General features: G+C 62.1%; 17 protein-coding genes. 12 read left to right on the forward strand and 5 right to left on the reverse strand.

The window, feature by feature from the left end; all coding sequences use genetic code 11:
* Positions 1–9 precede the first annotated feature (9 nt).
* The 3 genes from QF039_RS17590 to QF039_RS17600 all read right to left on the reverse strand — a co-directional run bounded on the left by QF039_RS17590 (position 10) and on the right by QF039_RS17600 (position 2,525).
* Positions 10–1,206, reverse strand: coding sequence for an SfnB family sulfur acquisition oxidoreductase (locus QF039_RS17590; protein WP_177045376.1), 1,197 nt, complete (start codon positions 1,204–1,206; stop codon positions 10–12).
* 237 nt (positions 1,207–1,443) lie between these two features.
* Positions 1,444–1,809, reverse strand: coding sequence for a hypothetical protein (locus QF039_RS17595; RefSeq protein ID WP_307519756.1), 366 nt, complete (start codon positions 1,807–1,809; stop codon positions 1,444–1,446).
* A 152-nt stretch (positions 1,810–1,961) separates the two neighbouring features.
* Complete coding sequence (locus tag QF039_RS17600; protein ID WP_003211741.1) at positions 1,962–2,525, reverse strand: helix-turn-helix domain-containing protein; 564 nt, start codon at positions 2,523–2,525, stop codon at positions 1,962–1,964.
* Positions 2,526–2,617: 92 nt separating this feature from the next.
* Here QF039_RS17600 and QF039_RS17605 point away from each other — a divergent pair, with 92 nt between their 5' ends.
* Positions 2,618–3,538, forward strand: a complete 921-nt coding sequence (locus tag QF039_RS17605; RefSeq protein WP_307519759.1) for a DMT family transporter — start codon at positions 2,618–2,620, stop codon at positions 3,536–3,538.
* Between the two features lie 6 nt (positions 3,539–3,544).
* On the opposite strand, the gene QF039_RS17610 is transcribed toward QF039_RS17605, so the two are convergent.
* Positions 3,545–5,122: an ATP-binding cassette domain-containing protein gene (locus tag QF039_RS17610; RefSeq protein WP_307519761.1), complete on the reverse strand. Its 1,578-nt coding sequence runs from the start codon at positions 5,120–5,122 to the stop codon at positions 3,545–3,547.
* A gap of 186 nt (positions 5,123–5,308) precedes the next feature.
* Between QF039_RS17610 and QF039_RS17615 the strand changes: the two genes are divergently transcribed.
* From QF039_RS17615 to QF039_RS17660, 10 genes are all read left to right on the forward strand, one after another.
* On the forward strand, positions 5,309–8,230 hold the full coding sequence (locus QF039_RS17615; protein ID WP_003211746.1) for a monovalent cation/H+ antiporter subunit A: 2,922 nt from the start codon (positions 5,309–5,311) through the stop codon (positions 8,228–8,230).
* On the forward strand, positions 8,230–8,574 hold the full coding sequence (locus QF039_RS17620) for a Na+/H+ antiporter subunit C (RefSeq protein WP_003192163.1): 345 nt from the start codon (positions 8,230–8,232) through the stop codon (positions 8,572–8,574). Before QF039_RS17615 ends, QF039_RS17620 begins: the two co-directional genes overlap by 1 nt.
* Positions 8,571–10,253 carry a monovalent cation/H+ antiporter subunit D gene (locus QF039_RS17625; RefSeq protein ID WP_177045383.1) on the forward strand — a complete coding sequence of 561 codons (1,683 nt, stop codon included), beginning with the start codon at positions 8,571–8,573 and terminating at the stop codon, positions 10,251–10,253. Before QF039_RS17620 ends, QF039_RS17625 begins: the two co-directional genes overlap by 4 nt.
* Positions 10,250–10,738 carry a Na+/H+ antiporter subunit E gene (locus tag QF039_RS17630; protein WP_003211750.1) on the forward strand — a complete coding sequence of 163 codons (489 nt, stop codon included), beginning with the start codon at positions 10,250–10,252 and terminating at the stop codon, positions 10,736–10,738. The genes QF039_RS17625 and QF039_RS17630 overlap by 4 nt, the downstream gene beginning before the upstream one ends.
* Complete coding sequence (locus QF039_RS17635; RefSeq protein WP_003211751.1) at positions 10,735–11,013, forward strand: K+/H+ antiporter subunit F; 279 nt, start codon at positions 10,735–10,737, stop codon at positions 11,011–11,013. The genes QF039_RS17630 and QF039_RS17635 overlap by 4 nt, the downstream gene beginning before the upstream one ends.
* On the forward strand, positions 11,010–11,378 hold the full coding sequence (locus QF039_RS17640; protein WP_003211753.1) for a Na+/H+ antiporter subunit G: 369 nt from the start codon (positions 11,010–11,012) through the stop codon (positions 11,376–11,378). The genes QF039_RS17635 and QF039_RS17640 overlap by 4 nt, the downstream gene beginning before the upstream one ends.
* A 106-nt stretch (positions 11,379–11,484) precedes the next feature.
* Positions 11,485–12,420, forward strand: coding sequence for an alpha/beta hydrolase (locus QF039_RS17645; protein ID WP_307519765.1), 936 nt, complete (start codon positions 11,485–11,487; stop codon positions 12,418–12,420).
* Positions 12,421–12,535: 115 nt separating this feature from the next.
* Entirely contained in the window at positions 12,536–13,465 is a 930-nt protein-coding gene (locus QF039_RS17650; RefSeq protein ID WP_307519767.1) for a sel1 repeat family protein, read from the forward strand.
* A 134-nt stretch (positions 13,466–13,599) separates the two neighbouring features.
* A complete protein-coding gene (locus tag QF039_RS17655) occupies positions 13,600–14,352 on the forward strand; it encodes a 3-oxoacyl-ACP reductase family protein (RefSeq protein WP_177028453.1) in 753 nt (250 codons plus the stop codon).
* A gap of 31 nt (positions 14,353–14,383) precedes the next feature.
* Complete coding sequence (locus QF039_RS17660; RefSeq protein WP_307519771.1) at positions 14,384–14,971, forward strand: TetR/AcrR family transcriptional regulator; 588 nt, start codon at positions 14,384–14,386, stop codon at positions 14,969–14,971.
* Positions 14,972–14,979: 8 nt separating this feature from the next.
* On the opposite strand, the gene lepB is transcribed toward QF039_RS17660, so the two are convergent.
* The gene (gene lepB, locus QF039_RS17665; RefSeq protein WP_177037194.1) at positions 14,980–15,648 is read right to left on the reverse strand and encodes a signal peptidase I; all 669 of its coding nucleotides are present in this window, start codon (positions 15,646–15,648) and stop codon (positions 14,980–14,982) included.
* Positions 15,649–15,808: 160 nt separating this feature from the next.
* Here lepB and QF039_RS17670 point away from each other — a divergent pair, with 160 nt between their 5' ends.
* Positions 15,809–16,360: a dihydrofolate reductase family protein gene (locus QF039_RS17670; RefSeq protein ID WP_177023296.1), complete on the forward strand. Its 552-nt coding sequence runs from the start codon at positions 15,809–15,811 to the stop codon at positions 16,358–16,360.
* Positions 16,361–16,458 lie beyond the last annotated feature (98 nt).

A 16,458-nucleotide genomic window follows, 5' to 3' on the forward strand; every position in this document is an offset into this window, starting at 1 on the left:
TGCAGCTCCTCAGTTCCAGGCATGGCGTGCGGGCTTGACGCCGTTGAGCACGAAGTTGCCGATCAGGTGGTATTTCCAGCGGGCCGGGTCGTGCAGGGTGTGGGTACGCGCGTTGCGCCAGAAGCGGTCGAGGTTGTGCTTGCCGGACACCGAGCGGGTGCCGGCCAGTTCGAAGAGTTTGCTGCTGGCGAGCAAGGCGGTTTCCGCCGACAGCACTTTGGCCTGGGCGACGACCAACGAGGCATTGGCCACGGTGTCTTCGTTGGGGTTGGCCAGGGCCTGGTCGACGGCAATGCCGGCCTTGGCGAGGATCGCTTCGGTGCCGTGGACCCGCCATTCCAGGTCGCCGATGGCGGCGATGGTGAACGGGTCTTGCCAGCCGTGATCCTGCTGGCTGTCGATCCAGGGCCGGGCCTGGCGTGCATGAATCTTGGCTTGTTCCAGGGCACCGAGGGCGATGCCGGTGTCGACGGCCGCCTGGATGATCTGCGAAATCGGGCCGTTGGCGGTGGGTTGGTCGAAGGCCTGGTGCGCGGGGATCACCGCACTCAGCGGCACCTTCACACCGTCGAGGGTCACGCCGCCGCTGGCGGTGGTGCGCTGGCCGAAGCCGTCCCAGCTGTCGATCACTTGCAGGCCCGGCGCGTCCCGTTCGACAAAGGCGATGAACGCCTGGTCTTTTTCGTTGACGCCCACCGTCGGCACGATATGGGCGAACAGTGCGCCGGTGCAGTAGAACTTCTCGCCGTTGATGTACGCACTGTCGCCGTCAAAGCGCACTTGTGTGTCAAACGTGCCGGCGTTCTTGCTCTTGGCTTCGGAGAAGGCATTGCCGAACCGATAGCCCTGCAGGACCTTGGCGAAGTAGTGCTGCTTTTGCTCCTCGCTGGCGGTTTGCAGGAGGATGTCGACGACGCCCAGGTGGTTCTGCGGAATCTGCCCCAGGGACGGGTCTGCGGCGGAGATCAGCTTGATCACCTCGGCCACCGTCACATAGGACACTCCCGCGCCGCCGTAGGCCTTGGGAATGGTGATGCCCCACAGGCCGCTGGCGGAAAATTCATCCAGCTCGGCCACCGGCAGGCGTCGCTCGCGGTCGCGCACGCCGGCGTCCACGGCAAAACGCTTGGCCAACTCGGTGGCAACCGCAATGGCCTCGGCGTCCGAACGGATGATGTGGGCAGGTTGTAGGGGTTGGGCTGACATGGGCCGACTCCAGGCTCCAGAGAGATACTGGAGTGATTGCAGGAGTCGTGCCCGAATGCAATGTGCAATGAAATCAGCGGGTTGCCGGTATATCAGGGAAGTCGTTGGCGGTTCAAAACAGCAAAGTGTCCAACCACTGTTGCACTGCCAACAGTTGATCATCCGGGAGCAAGGCCCCGTGGTGGCTTTCAATACCGGCGACACTGACTTCGGTATTGAAAGCCAACTCACTACCACTCAGTCATCGGCAGGACGGTCGTCCACGATATAAAAACTATGGTCAGAAAGGCGCTCGTCATGTCCATCTTGACGCACGCCATATTTTGCCTCCACCACCTCACGGCGGAAGACAATACCGTTCACAACATCTTTGTATTGGTGCTCCAGCGACTTTACCTCGATGTGACCAAACAGCAAGCCGTTCCCCCTGACCGTCCACCTGATTGTTTGCCCGATAGCCAGTCCCGGATACGCGGGAATAATGATCGAGGCTTGCCCACCCTGCATCTCGGGATAATTCACATGGTTCCCGTGAGAGGGATTAATGCGTGGACGGGGAAGCAAGTCACTACTCTTGATGTGCTTTGAGTCTTGCGCTGTCATCAGTGTGCTCTCCATTTAGTGAAGCCAACTGCCCCTTCCGCCCGCGCTCCGATTGAGCCAGTTCTCTGAGCAGTAACTCCCACACTAGATTCAATCCAACGCTGATGTAAGCTGTGAAATCTGACAGTTGACAACACTCAAAGCCAAGAGTCTTAAATCACCACGTTGCGCACAAACCGCACCGCCACGTCGCCGTCATTGCGATAGGCGTGAAGGTAGCGGCTGGCGAACATCAGGAACTCACCGGTGGCGACGTTTTTTTCCTCATCCCCCAGCACCAGCGTCAGGGTGCCTTCGAACACAAACAACTGCACGCTCCAACCCTCGGGGTCCGGTTCAGGCATGTAGCGATCGCCGGGCTCCAGGCGCATCTCCCATAGTTCCACCTCGCGACGCGCGGTGGCCTTGGCCAGCAGCACGGCTTTGCTGCCGGGGATGTCACCGGCCCAGGCCAGTTCGTTGATACGGCTGTGATCAGCGGCATCCGGGGCCTGGATCAAGTCGCTGAAGGCCACGTCCAGGGCTTCGGCCACCCGGTCGAGGGTCGACAGGCTGACGTTTTTCTCCCCCGCCTCGATTGCCACCAGCATGCGCCGGCTGACGCCGGATTTTTCGGACAGCGCCGTCTGGCTCAACTCAGCCGCATGGCGCAGGCGCCGAACGTTCTGGCTGACGTGTTGCAGGACCGAGGCCCGTTGCGGATTTTCTTTGTGCACTATATTGCTCACAGGGTGGGGTTGCGCAGTATACTGCCCAGCTTGCGGCGCATTGTGCGGTCCGCGCCCTTCCTGTGCAAGACCGAGCCGCCATGACCACCTCCCCATTGTTTTCCCGTTTCAGCAAAGCCGAATGTGTATTGGTGGTGATCACCATGTTTTGGGGCGGCACCTTTTTGCTGGTGCAGCACGCCATGGCGGTCAGCGGCCCGATGTTTTTCGTCGGCCTGCGTTTTGCTGCAGCGGCGCTCATCGTCGGGGCGTTCTCATTCCGCAGCCTGCGGAACCTGACGCTGTTTGAATTGAAGGCTGGCTGCTTTATCGGTGTGGCGATCATGTTCGGCTACGGTTTGCAGACCATTGGCTTGCAGACGATCCTGAGCAGCCAGTCGGCATTTATTACTGCGCTGTATGTGCCATTCGTGCCGCTGCTGCAATGGCTGGTACTGGGACGGCGGCCGGGGTTGATGCCGAGCATCGGCATCATGCTCGCGTTTACCGGGCTGATGCTGCTGACCGGCCCGGCCGGGGCATCATTGAATTTCAGACCCGGTGAAATCGCCACGTTGATCGGTGCGGTAGCAATTGCCGCCGAGATCATCCTGATCAGCGCCTTTGCCGGGCAGGTGGATGTACGCCGGGTAACGGTGGTGCAACTGGCCACGGCGTCGGTGCTGTCGTTCCTGATGGTGGTGCCGATGGGCGAGGCGCTGCCGGGGTTTTCCTGGTTGCTGCTGTTCAGCGCGGTGGGCCTGGGGCTGACCAGCGCGGTGATTCAGGTGGCGATGAACTGGGCGCAGAAAAGCGTCTCGCCGACTCGCGCCACGCTGATTTATGCCGGGGAGCCGGTGTGGGCCGGCGTAGTCGGGCGGATTGCCGGGGAGCGCTTCCCGCCGATTGCCATGGTGGGCGCGGCGTTGATCGTGGCGGCGGTGATTGTCAGTGAGATGAAAACCCGCCGGCAGCGGCTCGCCGAGCCCCAGGCCGAACTGGAACATGAAAACCAGGGTTAAGCGGCCTCAGAGGCGCAACTCACCGTCCAGGTTGATGGCCTGCAGGAACGCCTCGTCATGGGACACCACGATCAGCGCGCCCTGGTACTGATTGAGCATTTGCTCCAGGGCAATCCGGCTGGGCAAGTCCAGATGGTTGTCGGGTTCGTCCAGCAACAACAATTGCGGCGGATGCTCGGCGTAGAGCTGTGCGGCCAGGGCAATTTTCAGACGCTCGCCGCCGCTCAGTTGGCGCGTATCGAGGACCGCCCGGTCGGCATCGATGCCCATTTGCGCCAGCCGGGTACGCGCTTCGCTTTCCGCCAGTAGCGGATTACTTTCGTAAAGCCATTGCACCGCCGTGCGCTTGGGGTGCTCCAGCCCGGCGTGTTGGTCCAGCCAGCCGATATGGCAACTGCGCGCCAACTCACCGGCAGCCACCGGCAACTGGCCGGCAATCACCCGCAGCAGGGTCGACTTGCCACTGCCATTGGCTCCCAGGATCGACATGCGCATCGGGCCGGTCAGGGTCAGATTGATCGGTGCCGGGCTGCCAAACGGCAACACCACGTCGTTCAACTGCAGCACCAGCTTGCCCTGGGGCACCACGCTTTCCGGCGACAGCATCATGCGCTGGATCTCGGGCGCACACCGCGCACGCGCCTCGGCGATCCGTTGCTGTTGCTGCTCACGCGCCAGCTGCTGGTTGAGGCGCAACTTGCCCTGGCTGTTTTCACTGCGCTCTTTCTGGGCGTTGGTGATCAGTTTGGTCTGGTTGCCATCCCGGGCCTGGCGGTCGCCCCGGGCATTGCGGCGCTGCTGACGCTCCATCTGGATGACCGCTTCACGCTGCTCACGTTTGGCGTGCGCGCGCTCCCCCTGCAACGCCGACTGGAACGCCTGCTGCTCCTGCTCCCGTGTCGCCGCATAGTGGCTGTAATTACCGCCGTAGACCGCCAAGCCCTTGGGCGACAGTTCGACAATCTCGTCCATGTGCTCCAGCAGCCCGCGATCATGGCTGATCAGCACCAGGCCGCCGGGCCAGCGATCAATCTGCTGGGCAAGCTTGTGCTGCTGATCAATGTCCAGGTGGTTGCTGGGCTCATCGAGGATCAACCAGTCTGCCCTCGACAACCAGGCGCCCAGCAAAGCGACGCGCTGGCGTTCGCCGCCACTGAGGGCCGCGGTTGGCGAGTCGGCAGTCAAGTGCCCCAGGCCGATTTGCTCCAGGGCCGCCGCCAGTCGAGGCGCGCAATCCCATTGATCAACGGCCAGTGCATGGTCGTGTTCGTCCACGCTGCCCTCGGCGATGCGCGCCAACGCTGCCAGCACTTGGTCGACACCTGCCAGCGCCGCCACGCTGGGATAGCGTTCGGGCTCCAGCAGTTGCGTCACCGCGTACACACTGCCCTCGCGGCGCACATGCCCGCGGGTGGGCTGCAGGGTGCCCGCGAGCATTGCGCCCAGCAAGGACTTGCCAGTCCCGTTGGCCCCCACGAGGCCGGTCGCCCGGGCGCTGAAGGCATGGTTCAGGTTGTCGAACAGGCTGCGTCCATCCGGCAGGCTGCAGGCGACATGGTCAAGGTGGAGCAATCGCTGGGTCATCACACGTCCTTATGCAACAGGCTGAAAAAAACCTTTGAACAGCATACCTGTCCTGGATACGGGCACTGAAACAATGCCAAACAGCCTTTTTCAGCCTACCTTGTAGGATCCTGCCACATCTTGCCGTTTGGTGATCAAGATTCCGGCACGTATGATGCATCCCAAACTCCCGCAGATTAGAAGCCTATGTCCCTGATAGTTCTACTGCTTCTGCCTTTTATCGGCAGCTGTCTGGCGGCCTTGCTGCCGCACAACGCACGCAACACAGAGTCCCTGCTGGCCGGCCTTGTGGCCCTGGTCGGGACGGTTCAAGTCGCCCTGCTCTACCCCCAGATCGCCCACGGTGGCGTGATACGTGAAGAATTCATGTGGTTGCCCAGCCTCGGGCTGAACTTCGTATTGCGCATGGACGGTTTTGCCTGGTTGTTCTCGATGCTGGTGCTGGGCATCGGGACCCTGGTGTCGCTGTACGCCCGGTATTACATGTCGCCGGAAGACCCGGTGCCGCGCTTCTTCGCGTTTTTCCTGGCCTTCATGGGTGCGATGCTTGGCCTGGTGATCTCCGGCAACCTGATCCAGATCGTGTTTTTCTGGGAACTCACCAGCCTGTTCTCGTTCCTGCTGATCGGCTACTGGCACCACCGCGCCGATGCCCGGCGTGGCGCCTATATGGCGCTGATGGTCACCGGCGCGGGCGGCTTGTGCCTGCTGGCGGGGGTGATGCTGCTCGGGCATATCGTCGGCAGCTACGACCTGGACCAGGTCCTGGCTGCCGGTGATCAGATCCGTGCCCATTCGTTGTACCCGATCATGCTCGCCCTGGTGCTGATCGGCGCCCTGAGCAAAAGCGCGCAATTCCCCTTCCACTTCTGGCTGCCCCACGCCATGGCTGCACCGACGCCGGTGTCGGCCTACCTGCACTCGGCAACGATGGTGAAGGCCGGCGTGTTCCTGCTGGCCCGCCTGTGGCCGTCGCTGTCCGGCAGCGAAGAGTGGTTCTGGATTGTCGGCGGTGCCGGCGCCATTACCCTGCTGCTCGGCGCTTATTGCGCCATGTTCCAGAACGATCTCAAGGGCCTGCTGGCCTACTCCACCATCAGCCACCTCGGGCTGATCACCTTGCTGCTGGGCCTCAACAGCCCGCTGGCCGCTGTCGCCGCCGTATTCCATATCCTTAACCACGCCACTTTCAAGGCGTCGCTGTTCATGGCGGCGGGGATCATCGACCACGAAAGCGGCACCCGTGACATCCGCAAGCTCAGCGGCCTGTTCAAGCTGATTCCGTTTACCGCCACCCTGGCGATGGTCGCCAGTGCGTCCATGGCCGGCGTGCCGCTGCTCAACGGTTTCCTGTCCAAGGAAATGTTCTTCGCCGAGACCGTGTTCATCTCCGCCACCGCCTGGGTGGAAATCGCCCTGCCGGTCATCGCCACCATCGCCGGTACCTTCAGCGTGGCCTATGCCCTGCGCTTTACCGTGGATGTGTTCTTCGGCCCCAAGGCCACCAACCTGCCCCACACCCCGCACGAGCCGCCACGCTGGATGCGTGCGCCGGTGGAGTTGCTGGTGTTTACCTGCCTGCTGGTGGGGATTTTCCCGGCCCAGGTGGTCGGTTCGATCCTCGCCGCAGCGGCCCTGCCGGTGGTCGGCGGCGAACTGCCGGAATACAGCCTCGCCATCTGGCACGGCTGGAACGCGCCGATGATCATGAGCCTGGTGGCCATGTCCGGCGGCGTGGTGCTCTATCTGCTGCTGCGCAAGCAACTCAAGTTGGGCCGCTTCAAATACCCGCCGATCATCAGCTACTTCAATGGCAAGCGCGGCTTCGAGCGCTGCCTGGTGGTAATGATGCGCGGGGTGCGCAAGATCGAAAAACGCATCAGCACCAAACGCCTGCAAACCCAGCTGTTCCTGCTGGTGCTGGCGGCGGTGATCGCCGGGTTGATCCCGATGCTCTACAGCGGCATCAGTTGGGGCGACCGGCCGAAGATCCCGGGCTCCATCGTGTTCGTCACCCTGTGGCTGCTGGCAATCGCCTGCGCCCTGGGCGCCGCCTGGCAAGCCAAGTACCACCGGCTGGCAGCCCTGACCATGGTCAGCGTGTGCGGGATGGTGACCTGCGTGACCTTCGTCTGGTTCTCGGCGCCAGACCTGGCGCTGACGCAACTGGTGGTGGAAGTGGTCACCACCGTGCTGATCCTGCTGGGCCTGCGCTGGCTGCCACGGCGGATCGAAGAAGTTTCCCCACTGCCCAGCTCGCTGCGCAAGGCACGCATCCGCCGCCTGCGGGACTTCCTGCTGTCCACCGTGGTCGGTGGCGGCATGGCGCTGCTCTCCTACGCGATGCTGACCCGCCAGACCCCCAACGACATCTCCTCCTTCTACCTCAGCCGTGCCCTGCCAGAAGGCGGTGGCAGCAATGTGGTGAACGTGATGCTGGTGGACTTCCGGGGCTTCGACACCCTGGGAGAAATCACCGTGCTCGGCGCCGTGGCGCTGACCGTGTACGCCCTGCTGCGCCGCTTCCGCCCGTCGAAGGAAAGCATGGAATTGCCCGCGCAACAGCGCCAACTGGCACCCGACGTGGCCACCGACCTGATCAACCCGCGCCAGGCCAGCGACACCGCCCTGGGCTTCATGATGGTGCCGGCGGTGCTGGTGCGCCTGCTGCTGCCGATTGCGCTGGTTGTCTCGTTCTACCTGTTCATGCGTGGGCACAACCAACCGGGCGGCGGGTTTGTCGCCGGTCTGGTGATGTCCGTCGCGTTCATCCTGCAATACATGGTCGCCGGTACCCAGTGGGTCGAGGCGCAGATGAGCCTGCGGCCGATGCGCTGGATGGGTTTTGGCTTGTTGTCGGCAACCCTGACCGGGCTGGGCGCACTGCTCGCCGGCTACCCGTTCCTCACCACGCACACCTGGCACTTCAGCCTGCCGGTGCTGGGGGACATCCACGTCGCCAGCGCGCTGTTCTTCGACGTCGGTGTGTACGCCATGGTGGTCGGCTCGACCTTGCTGATGCTCACCGCCCTCGGCCACCAATCGGTGCGCGCCCATAAACCCAGTAACCAGGCGAAAGCCGTTGCCAGCCCAGGAGGAGCCGCCTGATGGAAGAAGTCATCGCAATTGCCATTGGGGTCCTGGCGGCCTCCGGCGTCTGGCTGATCCTGCGGCCACGGACGTTCCAGGTGGTGATGGGCCTGTGCCTGCTCTCCTACGGGGTCAACCTGTTCATCTTCAGCATGGGCAGCCTGTTTATCGGCAAGGAGCCGATCATCAAGGATGGCGTGCCGCAAGACTTGCTCAACTACACCGATCCGCTGCCCCAGGCCCTGGTGCTGACGGCGATCGTGATCAGCTTCGCCATGACCGCACTGTTCCTGGTGGTGCTGCTGGCATCCCGGGGCCTGACCGGCACTGACCATGTGGACGGCCGGGAGCCCAAGGAATGACCTGGATGAATCAACTGATCATCGCGCCGATCCTGCTGCCGTTGCTGACCGCCGCGCTGATGCTGATGCTCGGCGAGAAGCACCGCCCGCTCAAGGCGCGGATCAACCTGTTCTCCAGCATGGTGGGCCTGGGCATCGCCGTGCTGTTGCTGTACTGGACCCAGAAAGGCGGCCCCGGCTCCATCGGTGTGTACCTGCCGGGCAACTGGCAGGTGCCGTTCGGCATCGTGCTGGTGGTAGACCAACTCTCGGCGATGATGCTGGTGCTCACCGGGATCATTGGCGTCAGCGCCCTGCTGTTCGCCATGGCCCGTTGGGACCGCGCCGGCACCAGTTTCCATGCGCTGTTCCAGATTCAGCTGATGGGCCTGTATGGCGCCTTCCTGACCGCCGACCTGTTCAACCTGTTCGTGTTTTTCGAAGTGCTGCTGGCGGCGTCCTACGGCCTGATGCTCCACGGTTCCGGCCGGGCGCGGGTGTCGGCGGGGCTGCATTACATCTCGATCAACCTGCTGGCCTCGACCTTGTTCCTGATTGGCGCGGCGCTGATCTATGGCGTCACCGGTACCCTGAACTTTGCCGACCTGGCACTGAAAATCCCCCTGGTGCCGGAAGCCGATCGCGGCCTGCTGCATGCCGGTGCGGGCATCCTCGCCGTCGCCTTCCTGGCCAAGGCCGGGATGTGGCCGCTGAACTTCTGGCTGGCGCCTGCCTACTCCTCGGCCAGTGCGCCAGTGGCGGCGATGTTTGCGATCATGACCAAGGTCGGCGTGTACACCGTGCTGCGTCTGTGGAACCTGCTGTTCTCCGGCCAGGCGGGTGCCTCGGCACTGTTTGGCGGCGACTGGCTGATCTACGGCGGCATGGCAACCATCGTCTGCGCGGCGCTGGCGATGATCGCGGCGCAACGCCTGGAACGCATGGCCAGCCTGAGCATCCTGGTGTCCGCCGGGATCCTGCTGTCGGCGGTGGGTTTTGCCCAGCCAAGCCTGACCGCAGGGGCGCTGTTTTATCTGGTCAGCTCCACCCTGGCGCTGAGTGCGCTGTTCCTGCTGGCCGAATTGATCGAGCGTTCGCGCTCGGCCAACGACATGCCCCTGGACGACGAAATCGAAGCCCTGCCCAAGGCCATGGAATCCCTGCATCCACCGCCCGGCACCAACCTCGACGATGAACAGAAAGCCGTGGTCGGCCAGGTGATTCCCTGGACGGTGGCGTTCCTCGGCCTGAGTTTTATCGCCTGCGCCCTGCTGATCATCGGCATGCCGCCGCTGTCCGGGTTTATCGGCAAGCTCAGCCTGCTCAGCGCCTTGATCAACCCGTTGGGCCTGGGCAATGCCATCGACGAACCGGTGCGTCCGGCCGCCTGGGGCCTGGTGGCACTGCTGATCTTCTCCGGCCTGGCTTCGCTGATCGCCTTCGCCCGCCTCGGCATCCAGCGCTTCTGGACCCCGGAAGAACGTCCATCGCCGCTGCTGCGCCGCTTCGAATGCGTGCCGATTTTCTTCCTGCTGGGCCTGAGCATAGCCCTGACGTTCAAGGCCGAGCCGCTGATGCGCTATACCCAGGCGGCCGCCGAGAGCCTGAACAACCCGGAACACTATGTGATGGCGGTCATGGCGACGCGTCCGGTGCCGAGCCCTGAAGCCAAGGCCGCCGCCCTGGAGGTGCAGCCATGAAGCGCCTGTTCCCTGCCCCGTGGCTGTCATTGGCATTGTGGTTGTTGTGGCTGGTGCTGAACCTGTCCGTCAGCCCCGGCAACCTGCTGCTGGGGGCGATCCTCGGCTTTGCGGCACCGCTGATGATGGCGCCGTTGCGCCCGCTGCCGATTCGCATCCGCCGCCCGGGGGTGATCATCCGTTTGTTCTTCCTGGTGGGGCGTGACGTGATCATCTCCAACCTCGCCGTGGCCTGGGGCATCCTGACCTGCGGCTCGCGCCCACCGCGTTCGCGCTTTATCAAGATCCCCCTGGACCTGCGGGATGCCAACGGCCTGGCCGTGCTGGCGATGATCACCAGCGTGACGCCGGGCACCGTATGGTCGGAACTGGCCCTGGACCGCAGCGTCCTGCTGATCCACGTGTTCGACCTGGATGACGAAGCGCAGTTTATCGAGCACTTCAAACACGCCTACGAACGGCCCCTGATGGAGATCTTCGAATGAGCGCCCTGCTCTCCAATGCGATCCTGTTCAGCCTGTTCCTGTTCTCCCTGGCCATGGTGCTGACCCTGGTGCGCCTGTTCAAAGGCCCGTCGGCCCAGGACCGGGTCCTGGCGCTGGATTACCTGTACATCCTGGCCATGCTGATGATGCTGGTGCTGGGTATTCGGTATGCCAGTGACACGTATTTTGAAGCGGCGCTGTTGATTGCGCTGTTTGGCTTTGTGGGGTCGTTTGCCCTGGCGAAATTCCTGCTGCGTGGGGAGGTGATCGAATGATCAATGTCGATGTGTTGCCGCTGTGGGTTGAAGTGATCGTCGCGGTATTGTTGGTGCTTAGCAGCCTGTTTGCGCTGATTGGGGCGATTGGGTTGTTGCGGATGAAAGACTTCTTCCAGCGCATGCACCCGCCGGCGTTGGCCTCGACCTTGGGCGCCTGGTGTGTGGCGCTGGCCTCGATCATCTACTTTTCGGTGCTCAAGTCCGGGCCGGTGTTGCACGGTTGGTTGATCCCGATCCTGCTGTCGATCACAGTGCCGGTGACCACATTGCTGCTGGCACGCACCGCGTTGTTCCGCAAGCGCATGGCCGGGGATGATGTGCCGGCTGAAGTCAGCAGCCGTCGCACTGACAGCGGCAGCTGATCCCCACAGGCGCCGCAGTGGTGAAATTCGTTCTCCAATAGAATCCATAAAATAGAACCTCAATCGCTAATCCCGGTATCGGGATCACTTTATGAGGTTCTCCCCCATGGCATTCACTCCCCTTGTCCAGGCCCATCTCGACGCGTGGGTTGCCTGCGCCGCTGACTTCGGCCCATTTCTCACGGGCCAGGAAACCACCCTCACCCTCAATGAGCAGCGCAAGGCTTATGAGCAGGTGCTTTGTTCCCATCCGATTCCCGCCGGTGTCAGCTTTTGTGACGTCGATATGGGTGGCGTACCGGGCATGATGGTCGTGCCGGATGGGTTTGAGGGTGACCAGGTGCTGCTTTACATCCACGGCGGTGGTTATGTCGGCGGCAGTCCGCGGGGCTACCTGGGCCTTGCCGGCCACTTCGCAAAACTGCTGGGTGCCAAAGTCTACCTGCCCGACTACCGCCTGGCGCCCGAGCATCCGTTCCCCGTACCTGTTGATGACACTTTGCAGGCTTATCGCTGGCTGCTCGACCAGGGCAATGACCCTAGGTCCATCGTGTTCTCGGGCGATTCGGCCGGCGGCGCAATGGTGGTGTCGGTGATGGTCAAGGCCCGCAACGCAGGCCTGCCACTGCCTGCCGGGGGCGCCGCCTTGTCGCCGTGGGCCAACCTGGAACACACCGGCGCCTCCATCGACAACCGTGACGGCCTCGACCCGCAAGCCTCACGACTGGGGCTGACGCTGCTTGCAAAAGCGTTTCTCAACGGCGCGCTGCCGAATGATCCCGATGCATCGCCGGTGTTCGCGGACGTCCGGGGATTGCCGCCCATTCTGGTGCAGATCGGCGAAAACGAAGTCATGCTCAGCGACGCCATGCGCCTGGCCACCCACCTGGGGGAAAACCGGGTACGCGTGTCGCTGGAGGTTTGGCCCGGGATGTTTCATGTCTGGCATTTGTTTGCGGCAATCTTGCCCGAAGGCATGCAGGCCGTGGCGAATGCGGCGTTGTTTCTGGACCAGGCAATACGTGGCAGCCGTAGCGCTTGAGGGGTTGCCCAGAGCGCGGGAAAGGCAGCGCTCCTGCCGATAACTATCTGTCACCTGGGGCCCCACCGCCCCACCTACCTTTATCGGACAACGTATCCCGATACAGGTAATGATCATGTATACCCATTCCGATGCACTGACCACGCTGTTTGATTTGCTCAACGCGCTGAATGCGCTGATTTCACATTTGACGAGCCAGCAACAGGCAGCCAAGCAGCGGGGTCTCGAGTTGTATCAACTCGGTGAATTCGAAGAGTGCGAAATCCACCTGACCATCTCCGCCTCGGCCGGCGATGCGCCGTCCCAATACGCCCTGGGCGAAGCCATCCGGCGCCGGGTCGGCAGTGTCGACCCCGAGGCCCAGGCGTGGTACCGCCTGGCCGCTGCCCAGGATCATGTGTACGCCCTGATGCGCCTGGGTGGCGAAACCAACCTGGCCAAGGCCAAGGCCCTCGCCCAGGCAGGTGCCGATGCTGGCGACGGCGCAGCGATGCTGCAGCTGTATGAACTGACCAAAGATCGCTCGTGGCTGAGAAAGGCAGGTGATGCCGGCTGCGCCGAGGCCTATTACATTGCGGCGCTGTTGTACGACAAAAACCCGGAGGCCAGTGACAACCGCGACTCCATGCTCAGGTATGCGGCCTTCAAGGGCTTCCCGCCAGCGATGAAGTGGCTGGCCAACATGCAGACCTACTACCGCAACCTCTCCTACCAGCGCATACACCTGGAAAAACGGCTGGCGCTGAATGACCTTGATGGCGTCATGACCTATGCCGGTGCGCTCGGCGGGTTCGATATCGATGAAAGTGGCACCAACCGCTATCACTACCCCGAGAACAAAATCCACGCCTATGGGCTCTACTGGCTGGTCATGGACAGTACCCGGCAAAACCCACGGCACGCCGATGCCGCAGGCTACCTGCAACAACTGGCCAGCGCGCTGACTGCCGAAGAAATGGAAACAGCCAAGGCGTATGGCCGCCAGTGGAAAACCGAGCACCCGGCGCTGTCGGAGTTCAGGTTGACCTACAGCGACCTGAAATGACCGGCGTCTGATGACGGATTCGAGAGCACATCCGGCAGTTAAAGATTAATTAATCCAAAAACAGCTTGGCTAAGTATTTCCAGACTGGTACGGTTTAGTGGATTATTTAATCCACTAAACTTCAGGCCTCCCCCATGACAGCTCACACCCCTCGCTTCAACCACAAAGTCGCCCTGGTCACCGGCGGTTCCCGCGGTATCGGCGAAGCGATTGTCCGCCGGCTTTCAATTGAAGGTGCAGCGGTCGCGTTTACCTATTCCTCCTCTGCCGACAAGGCGCAAGCGCTGGTTGGCCTGATCGAAAGCAAGGGCGGAAAAGCCTTGGCGATTCAGGCCGACAGCGCCGATGTGGCGGCAATAGAACGGGCGGTCGCGGCCACTGTCGAGCATTTCGGCGCCTTGAATATCCTGGTCAACAACGCCGGGATCCTGCTGATGGGCACCGTCGACACCTTCAGCCTGGAAGACTTCGACCGAATGTTTGCGGTCAATGTGCGGGCCACGTTTGCGGCGGCCAAGGCCAGCTCGGCGGTGATGCACACGGGTGACCGAATAATCACCGTCGGCAGCGTGGTCGCCCAACGTTCGGGCTTCCCGGGCTCCAGCGTCTATAGCATGACGAAGTCGGCGATCGCCGGTATGATCCGCGGCCTGGCGATTGATTTCGCGCCGCGCGGCATCACCGTCAACAACGTGCAGCCGGGCCCGACCAGCACCGACATGAACCCGGCAGACGGGCCCCATGCGGACATGATCAAAAGCCTGATCCCCTTGGGCCGCGTAGGTACCGCCGACGATGTTGCCGGCATGGTTGCTTATCTCGCGTCCGAAGAAGCGGCATTTGTCACCGGCGCAAGCATGACCATTGATGGCGGCTACCTGGCCTGAGCCTTCACCTGCATTTTCCCCCGAGGTAACCATGGCAAGACCCAGAGCATTCGACCGCGACCAGGTGCTGCGCGAGGCCATCCGGGTTTTCTGCGACAAGGGTTTTGCCGCGGCCTCGACTGAAGAACTGATGCAGGCCATGGGACTGAGCCGCCAGAGCATGTACAACACCTTTGGCGACAAACGCCAGTTGTACCTGCTGGCGATGGCCGAGTATCAGCGCACCGGCGTCGACGACTTGATCGAGCGCCTGAACCAGGGCCCGACGCCGTTGCAGGCACTGCACGATACCCTGCAATCCTTCGCCACCCGCGCCCTGCGGGAAGGAACGGCGGGTTGCATGGGGGTCAATGCCATCTGCGAGTTCGGCATGGGTGATGAAGAAATCAATCAACTCACCGCCCACAGCGCCGAACGCTTGCGCAATGCATTCGAACAGACGCTGGAGCGTGCGCAGGAACAAGGCGAATTGACCGTCGGCACCGATCGCTCGGGCGCGTGTGATTTTCTGATGGCCACCCTCAGCGGTATGAAAGTCGCCAGCAAGGGCGGCGCCACCACTGAGCAGCTGGAGCGCATTGCGGGTTTTGCACTGCGGGCGCTCAGCGCAAACGCGTGATCAGCCCACTACAGGATCGGCGCGCCAAATCGACCCAATCGTGGCATCCAATGGTCCAGGATCTGCGCTGACGCCAGGATATGGTGCGCATGCCCGATCAACAGCCGACGCGGCACGAACCCGATATAACGGGAGTCATCGCTGTTATCGCGATTGTCGCCCAGCATGAAGTAACTGTCGGCAGGCACCACCACCGGGCCGAAATTGCGCAGCGCCCGTACTGTCGGCATGAACTGCACCGTGCGCTGGCTGCTGTTCGCACGCTCCGTCACCTTGATCCCCGGAACTGTTTGGCCAGGCGCGATGGGCTCGCTGATGTCCTGCCCATTACTGTAGGTGGCCGGCGTACCGTTGACCCACAACACCTCGTCGCGCATTTCCAGGGTATCGCCGGGGATACCGACAATGCGTTTGATCAAGCGCGTGCCGTCCTTGGGCGAAGAGAACGTGACGACATCTCCGCGCTGGGGGTTATCCAGTCTCGCCAGGGAAATATCAGTGAGGGGCAATTTGAGGTCGTACGCGACGCGATTGACCAGCACCACATCGCCCTCAAGCAACGTCGGGCGCATGGAACCGGACGGGATGGGATTCCAGTCAGCCAGGGAGGTGCGGAAAACCCCGAAGCACAGCCAGAAAATGATCGCGTAACGGTAGCGGATTAACCAACGGCGCATAGATCCTCGCAATACGAAAAGGCACACCGGCCTGCGCCGGGTACCCACGGTGATTTTTGGCAATGCTCGCTTATTGCATCGCAAGATTAAATTAACATTAGCGTTGCCGACCCATGACAGTCGATATTTTCAAGCACACAGAAAAGGAGTTTCACGCCCCATGGATAGCAAATGTTCGGTCTTTATCGCAGCCAGCGTCGACGGCTTTATTGCCAGGCCAGACGGTGATATCGAGTGGCTTCATCGCCCTGAGTACGAAGGCGCCGAATTGAACGGCGTGACCTATGAACACTTCATCGCCAGCGTGGATGCGCTGGTGATGGGCCGCAAGACCCTGGAAAAAGTGTTGTCCTTTCCGGAGTGGCCCTATGAGGGCACGCCGGTCATAGCACTCTCTCACCAATCGGTTGAGCTACCTGCAGCTTTGAAGGGCAAGGTTGAGGTGGTGAGCCAGGATGTCACCAGCCTCGTGGCAGCGTTGGCCGAGCGCGGGATGAAACACCTGTATATCGACGGAGGCCAGACGATTCAGGCGTTTCTTGAGGCAGGGTTGATCGACGAGATGATCATCACGCGTATTCCGGTTGTGCTGGGCCAGGGGATCCCCTTGTTCAGCCAGTTGGGTGGCGAGCATGAGCTTCGGCATATCGGCACGTATGCGTCGGATAACGGGTTTGTTCAAAGCCGGTATGAGGTGAGTGGCAAGCGCTGATGGTCGCGGGCTAACACCCGGAAATTTCCGACAGCTTTTTAGGGTTGTCGCTCAGAAGATGGCTCCCTACTCTTCGGTGGTCGCTGCAAATTCAGCGA

The sequence above is a fragment of the Pseudomonas sp. W2I6 genome, from assembly GCF_030815935.1.
Taxonomy (GTDB): domain Bacteria; phylum Pseudomonadota; class Gammaproteobacteria; order Pseudomonadales; family Pseudomonadaceae; genus Aquipseudomonas.

What these genes read in the sequence shown, in the direction of transcription:
- QF039_RS17590 (WP_177045376.1), bottom strand. Translation starts at nt 1,206, where the DNA reads ATGTCAGCCCAACCCCTACAACCTGCCCACATCATCCGTTCGGACGCC.
- QF039_RS17595 (WP_307519756.1), bottom strand. Translation starts at nt 1,809, where the DNA reads ATGACAGCGCAAGACTCAAAGCACATCAAGAGTAGTGACTTGCTTCCC.
- QF039_RS17605 (WP_307519759.1), top strand. Translation starts at nt 2,618, where the DNA reads ATGACCACCTCCCCATTGTTTTCCCGTTTCAGCAAAGCCGAATGTGTA.
- QF039_RS17610 (WP_307519761.1), bottom strand. Translation starts at nt 5,122, where the DNA reads ATGACCCAGCGATTGCTCCACCTTGACCATGTCGCCTGCAGCCTGCCG.
- QF039_RS17615 (WP_003211746.1), top strand. Translation starts at nt 5,309, where the DNA reads ATGTCCCTGATAGTTCTACTGCTTCTGCCTTTTATCGGCAGCTGTCTG.
- QF039_RS17620 (WP_003192163.1), top strand. Translation starts at nt 8,230, where the DNA reads ATGGAAGAAGTCATCGCAATTGCCATTGGGGTCCTGGCGGCCTCCGGC.
- QF039_RS17625 (WP_177045383.1), top strand. Translation starts at nt 8,571, where the DNA reads ATGACCTGGATGAATCAACTGATCATCGCGCCGATCCTGCTGCCGTTG.
- QF039_RS17630 (WP_003211750.1), top strand. Translation starts at nt 10,250, where the DNA reads ATGAAGCGCCTGTTCCCTGCCCCGTGGCTGTCATTGGCATTGTGGTTG.
- QF039_RS17635 (WP_003211751.1), top strand. Translation starts at nt 10,735, where the DNA reads ATGAGCGCCCTGCTCTCCAATGCGATCCTGTTCAGCCTGTTCCTGTTC.
- QF039_RS17640 (WP_003211753.1), top strand. Translation starts at nt 11,010, where the DNA reads ATGATCAATGTCGATGTGTTGCCGCTGTGGGTTGAAGTGATCGTCGCG.
- QF039_RS17645 (WP_307519765.1), top strand. Translation starts at nt 11,485, where the DNA reads ATGGCATTCACTCCCCTTGTCCAGGCCCATCTCGACGCGTGGGTTGCC.
- QF039_RS17650 (WP_307519767.1), top strand. Translation starts at nt 12,536, where the DNA reads ATGTATACCCATTCCGATGCACTGACCACGCTGTTTGATTTGCTCAAC.
- QF039_RS17655 (WP_177028453.1), top strand. Translation starts at nt 13,600, where the DNA reads ATGACAGCTCACACCCCTCGCTTCAACCACAAAGTCGCCCTGGTCACC.
- QF039_RS17660 (WP_307519771.1), top strand. Translation starts at nt 14,384, where the DNA reads ATGGCAAGACCCAGAGCATTCGACCGCGACCAGGTGCTGCGCGAGGCC.
- lepB (WP_177037194.1), bottom strand. Translation starts at nt 15,648, where the DNA reads ATGCGCCGTTGGTTAATCCGCTACCGTTACGCGATCATTTTCTGGCTG.
- QF039_RS17670 (WP_177023296.1), top strand. Translation starts at nt 15,809, where the DNA reads ATGGATAGCAAATGTTCGGTCTTTATCGCAGCCAGCGTCGACGGCTTT.